The organism is Pseudomonas sp. NPDC087804, assembly GCF_044742965.1.
In the GTDB taxonomy this organism is placed as follows: domain Bacteria; phylum Pseudomonadota; class Gammaproteobacteria; order Pseudomonadales; family Pseudomonadaceae; genus Aquipseudomonas; species Aquipseudomonas rustica.
Genome location: NZ_JBIUVN010000057.1, coordinates 1 through 4,337, shown reverse-complemented (window position 1 = coordinate 4,337; position 4,337 = coordinate 1). Strand labels below are relative to the sequence as shown.

Sequence of the window (4,337 nt, the reverse complement as noted above, 5' to 3'; positions counted from 1 at the left end):
CACCGTACCGACATCGTCGGAAAGCGGGTCGCAGAGTCTCTTAATATCGTCTAGCAGCAATTCACCTTGAAGGGTGGTGCCACGATCAGCCAATTTGCGCGGGTCAACGTGAGGTGGAATCGGGTCATTCAACATAGGCGCAGCATTATAGGGATGCACCCACCCATGTCAAAGGAAATTGTTCCCTGTCCGTCACTTGCACGCCTCCGCTAGAATTCGCACCTGCCTCAGGAGACACGAATGCTGCCTTTATTACTCGCTTCAAGCTCGACATATCGTCGCGAATTGCTCGCCAGACTGCACGTGCCGTTCGTCTGCTCCTCGCCGGATATCGATGAAAGTCATCGTCCGGGCGAGCCAGCCATCGAACTGGTCAAACGCCTCGCCGAACAAAAAGCCCGGGCATTGGCCGACAGTCATCCTGCGCACCTGATCATCGGCTCTGACCAGGTTGCCGTGCTCGGCGAGCAGATCATCGGCAAGCCGCACACCTTCGAGAAGGCCCGCGAGCAACTGATGGCCGCCAGCGGCGCCAGCGTGACCTTCCTGACCGGCCTGGCACTGCTCAACAGCCAGACCGGCGAATGCCAGGTCGACTGCGTGCCGTTTACCGTACACATGCGCCAGCTCGATCAGGCGCGCATTGAGCGCTATCTGCGCATTGAGCAGCCTTATGACTGCGCTGGCAGCTTCAAGGCTGAAGGGTTGGGGGTGAGCTTGTTTCAGTCTACTGAAGGGCCGGACGCGACCAGCCTGATCGGCCTGCCATTGATTCGGCTGATTGACATGCTGTTGGTGGAAGGCGTGCAGATTCCTTAAAAGCAAAAGATCGCAGCCTTCGGCAGCTCCTACAGGATTCATGTCATCACAAAAATGCGATCGGACATGAAACGTGTAGGAGCTGCCGCAGGCTGCGATCTTTTGATCTTTACAACGAATTAACGCAACGATGGCCCGTGGAAACCCATCCACATCGCCAACTGCTCAGCCACGCTGGCGCCAAGCTTTTTCGAGAAGCGATCAAACGGCGATTCCTGAACGGTGAAATCCACCAGTTCTTTCTCGCCAATCACATCCCGCGCAACCGAGCTGGCATTGCCCAGCCCATCGATCAAACCTAACGGCAGCGCCTGCTCGCCCGACCAGACCAGCCCGGAGAACAGTTCCGGATGCTCTTTGTCCTTCAGACGATCACCACGGCCCTGCTTGACGCTATTGATGAACTGTTTGTGCGTGGTATCCAGCACCGTCTGCCAGAACGCCGTTTCATCCGGCTTCTGCGGCTGGAACGGATCGAGGAACGACTTGTGTTCGCCCGAGGTGTACGTGCGACGCTCAACGCCAAGCTTCTCCATGGTGCCGACAAAACCGTAACCGGCCGCCGTCACCCCGATCGAACCGACCAGACTCGCCTTGTCGGCATAAATCTGATCCGCCGCGCTGGCGATGTAATAAGCACCGGAGGCACCCAGGTCGGAAATCACGGCATACACCTTGATATCCGGGTGCAGGCCACGCAGGCGTTTGATCTCGTCATACACATAACCTGACTGCACCGGACTGCCGCCCGGGCTGTTGATGCGCAGGACGACACCTTTGACCTTCTTGTCCTCAAACGCAGCGCGCAGACTGCCGACAATATTATCGGCGCTGGCCGGCTCTTTATCGGCAATCACCCCGATGACATCGATCAACGCGGTGTAGTTATCGCTACGGGTGGCGCTCTTTTCCATGTCCATCAGCGGCGTGAACAGGATCAGCGCAATAAACAGATAAACAAACGTCAGCAGCTTGAAGAAAATCCCCCAACGCCGCGAACGGCGCTGCTCTTGCACGCCGGCCAGGAGAGTCTTCTCCAGCAGCTTCCAGCTTTTCTCGTCACCGCCGTCGGCATCTGCCTTGGCCGGTGCTTTCCATTCGTCGGTCATGCCATCCACCCCAGCAAAAACGTATTAAGCCTGCTGCGCCAGCCAGGCATGCAATTCGGAAAAACGGTCGATCGACAGGCGCGGCTCGAACTGCTGCAGCGATTCGATCGATTGCGCGCCATAACTGACCGCCACCGAATCCATCCCCGCGTTACGCGCCATCAGCAGATCGAAGGACGAATCGCCAACCATCAGCGCCTGTTCGGCGCGCACGCCGCAATGAGCAAGGATCTGCTCCAGCATCAGAGGGTGCGGCTTGCTCGCAGTTTCATCGGCAGCGCGGGTGATATCGAAATAATCTTCCCAGCCATTGGCCTTGAGCACCCGATCCAGACCCCGGCGATTCTTGCCGGTGGCCACGGCCAGGTGATAACCCTGCTCGCGGAACGACGCCATCGACTCGACCACCCCTTCGAACAACGGCGAAGGCACGGCTTCGGCGGCGATGTAGTGATCAGCGTAATACTCGCGAAACAAGGTCATTTCGGCGTCACTGATCTCGGGATACAAGGTGCGGATCGCCTCAGGCAGGCCTAGGCCGATGATGCCTTTGACGGCGAAATCATCGCGCAACTCGAAACCGGAGCGCCCGGATGCCGAGTGCATCGCCTCGACGATCCGATGGATGGAATCGGCCAGCGTGCCGTCCCAATCAAAAATCAGCAGCTTGTAATCAGATGGGCGCACTCAATCGCTCCACGGTCTTGGCCCACATTTCGTCGACCGGCGCCTGCAAGGTCAGCTTGCCGCCATCCGGCAGCGGCACGGTCAGCATGTAAGCGTGCAGAAACAGACGCTTGCCGCCCAGATCGCGGATTTCCTTGGTGAAATCCTCATCGCCATACTTGCTGTCGCCAGCAATGCAATGGCCAGCATGCAAGGTGTGCACGCGAATCTGGTGGGTGCGACCGGTAACCGGTTTGGCTTCAACCATGGTGGCGAAATCCCCGAAGCGGCGCAGCACCTTGAACATCGTCAAGGCTTCTTTGCCTTCTTCGTTGACTTCGACCATGCGCTCGCCGGAACGCAGATTGCTCTTGAGCAATGGCGCGCTGACTTTCTTGATCGAGGTCGCCCAGTTGCCACGCACCAGCGCCATGTAGCGCTTGTCGACGCCATCACCACGCAATTGCTCGTGGAGGTGACGCAACATGCTGCGCTTTTTGGCGATCATCAGCAGGCCGGAGGTGTCACGGTCGAGACGGTGAACCAGCTCCAGCTCTTTGGTATCCGGGCGCAACTGACGAAAGGCTTCGATCACACCGAAATTCAAGCCACTGCCGCCGTGAACCGCAATGCCCGCGGGCTTGTTGATCACGATCAGGGCTTTGTCTTCGAAGACAATCGAGGCTTCCAGGCGCTGCAACAGCCCCTGGGCCAATGGCACCGGTTCGTCGCGCTCAGGCACGCGAACGGGCGGCACGCGCACGATATCGCCGGCCTGCAGCTTGTATTCGGGCTTGATCCGACCTTTGTTCACGCGCACTTCGCCTTTGCGCAAAATGCGGTAAATCAAGGTCTTGGGCACGCCTTTGAGCCGGGCGAGGAGGAAATTGTCGATTCGTTGGCCGGCATACTCCGGCGAGACTTCAAGCAATTGAACGCCTGGAGTCGAAGGGGCAGTAGTTGTCATGCCGCGGATGATAACAATTTTTATGGAATTGAAGCACTTAATCATTGCTGCTATAGTCGCGAACGCCGCCAAAAGCGGCCTGGACAGCGGCACCACGGTCAAAAACCGGCCCTGACCATCGCAATTCACCAGGACGCGAGGCCGTCCTACGGGGCTTTTGCTACGTAACGGTGGAGTTTGCAGTTGTAACAAGCGCAGGTGACATGAGGCCTGAATTACACCGTCGAGCAGAGTTTTTACTCGCCTGACAGGCAGATATTCACGGCCAGTTCACAAAGTGCAGTCAACCGCAGATGACCCCGAGCGAGAGCTTCGGAAACACCGCCTGATTAGCCATGATGCGTGACCTCCCCTTTCGGAGCTCACGGTAAATGCCAACCCGCTGCGGATTCTGCGCGCGGCAGCACCCGAATTATCAGGGATACGTGTAGGGTGGAGATGCACAACCGCTGGACTGTGTAGCAATAGGCTTTATCAAGACGCTTCATCTCGTCCACAGCCACGGTTGATTCCTCCTCCTGACTGAGTGCTTAAGTAGCCACAGCAAGCAGGACGCGTACGTCGCTATATCGGCCCAATTGGCCGCATATCGCTGGACACGGGAATGGCCAACCACTCCCGACGCACCTGACACCGACCGTGAGAAGTCGTGTGTGCCGAACGCCGTTTCCGGCAGCCCGGAAACCGACGGTACTACATGAAAAGAATGCTGATTAACGCAACTCAACCCGAAGAGTTGCGTGTTGGACTGGTAGCTGGCCAACGCCTCTTCGAGC

The 4,337-nt window shown here is 57.8% G+C and carries 5 protein-coding genes and 1 pseudogene; 2 read left to right on the top strand and 4 right to left on the bottom strand.

Features of this window, described 5'->3' with window-relative positions; all coding sequences use genetic code 11:
• Nucleotides 1-135 (bottom strand): annotated as a pseudogene (locus tag ACIOMO_RS27725) (metal-binding protein); the annotation flags it as partial.
• A gap of 105 nt (nt 136-240) precedes the next feature.
• Here ACIOMO_RS27725 and ACIOMO_RS27720 point away from each other — a divergent pair.
• Nucleotides 241-819, top strand: coding sequence for a nucleoside triphosphate pyrophosphatase (locus tag ACIOMO_RS27720; RefSeq protein ID WP_212548975.1), 579 nt, complete (start codon nt 241-243; stop codon nt 817-819).
• Nucleotides 820-938: 119 nt separating this feature from the next.
• Here the strand turns inward: ACIOMO_RS27720 and sppA are convergent, their stop codons facing one another.
• The 3 genes from sppA to rluC are packed head-to-tail and all read right to left on the bottom strand — an operon-like array spanning nt 939 to nt 3,561.
• A complete protein-coding gene (gene sppA / locus ACIOMO_RS27715) occupies nt 939-1,928 on the bottom strand; it encodes a signal peptide peptidase SppA (protein ID WP_401244663.1) in 990 nt (329 codons plus the stop codon).
• Nucleotides 1,929-1,952: 24 nt separating this feature from the next.
• Nucleotides 1,953-2,615: an HAD-IA family hydrolase gene (locus ACIOMO_RS27710; protein ID WP_053122618.1), complete on the bottom strand. Its 663-nt coding sequence runs from the start codon at nt 2,613-2,615 to the stop codon at nt 1,953-1,955.
• Nucleotides 2,602-3,561 (bottom strand): 23S rRNA pseudouridine(955/2504/2580) synthase RluC, encoded by a 960-nt coding sequence (gene rluC / locus ACIOMO_RS27705; protein WP_045123283.1) that lies wholly within the window; start codon nt 3,559-3,561, stop codon nt 2,602-2,604. Before rluC ends, ACIOMO_RS27710 begins: the two co-directional genes overlap by 14 nt.
• 649 nt (nt 3,562-4,210) lie before the next feature.
• On the opposite strand from rluC, the gene ACIOMO_RS27700 reads away from it, so the two are divergent.
• Nucleotides 4,211-4,337: hypothetical protein (locus ACIOMO_RS27700; RefSeq protein WP_401244665.1), on the top strand; the 127-nt coding region annotated here is incomplete at its 3' end.